The sequence below is a fragment of the Pseudonocardia sp. SID8383 genome (assembly GCF_009864975.1).
Taxonomy (GTDB): Bacteria; Actinomycetota; Actinomycetes; order Mycobacteriales; family Pseudonocardiaceae; genus Pseudonocardia; species Pseudonocardia alni.
This window is the reverse complement of the sequence record NZ_WWFY01000910.1, coordinates 1-299: the sequence shown is the minus strand read 5'-3', so window position 1 is coordinate 299 and position 299 is coordinate 1. Positions and strand designations below refer to the sequence as shown.

General features: G+C 79.9%; 1 protein-coding gene. It reads right to left on the bottom strand.

Annotated elements, in window-relative coordinates; genetic code table 11:
• Nucleotides 1-88: 88 nt before the first annotated feature.
• Nucleotides 89-299: hypothetical protein (locus tag GTW08_RS32100; protein ID WP_237454051.1), on the bottom strand; the 211-nt coding region annotated here is incomplete at its 5' end.

The following is a 299-nucleotide window of genomic DNA, read 5'->3' as shown; positions in this document are numbered from 1 at the left end:
CGGATCGCGGCGGCGGTGGCCGCTGCGGTGCTGGCACAGCTGCGCCGCTGACCACCTGCGCCCCGGCCACGACCCGTCCGGGCCGGGGTCAGCGCGGGTCGATCGCGCGGGCCCCCAGGTGCGAGGTGAGGATCTCCAGCGCGGCGGCCTCGGGGTCGCGACGGGCGCCCGGCGACGCCGCCTCGGCCGCGGCCTCGGCGAGCATGTCCTCCTCCTCGGCGGCCTGGTTCCGTACCGGGGCGGGTCGTGCGCCCGGACCGTCGCCCCCCTGCGGTCCGGCATCACGAGGGTCCGGCGGT